The following is a 395-nucleotide window of genomic DNA, read 5'->3' as shown; positions in this document are numbered from 1 at the left end:
TGCGAAAGAAATGTAAATCAAGAGCTGCAGTAGAACCAGTTATCGGACATACAAAGCATGGATGTCGTATGATTAAAAACTACCTAAAAGGCAATCCTAGTAATGCTATTAATGCAAATTTAGCAGCTGCAGGGTTTAATTTTAAAGGATTACTTCGTAAAATCAAGGAAGAGGTTCTTTGGCTAAAAATATTACTGGAAATATACCTCAAAACATTTAGCAAAGATCCAGTAATTATTTGTTCGTAAGGATTAACTAATTAGGTGGGTTATAAAATATATTGAATGAAAAACGGATCATGTTAGATATTCCGGTGATGTTGACCCCTCATTCCGGTCATATTGACCCCCTTGGATTTGGGTAACTAAAAATGGTTAGTGTGACAAAATTACATC

1 pseudogene is annotated in these 395 nt (G+C 34.2%); it reads left to right on the top strand.

Features of this window, described 5'->3' with window-relative positions:
• Positions 1-158, top strand: a pseudogene (locus OM075_RS25750) (IS5/IS1182 family transposase); the annotation flags it as partial.
• Positions 159-395: the final 237 nt, after the last annotated feature.

Origin of the sequence: Plebeiibacterium sediminum (genome assembly GCF_026013605.1) — a bacterium.
Classification (GTDB): Bacteria; Bacteroidota; Bacteroidia; order Bacteroidales; family Marinilabiliaceae; genus Saccharicrinis; species Saccharicrinis sediminus.
The sequence above is the reverse complement of the archived record's forward strand: the minus strand, read 5'-3'. Positions and strand labels throughout refer to the sequence as shown.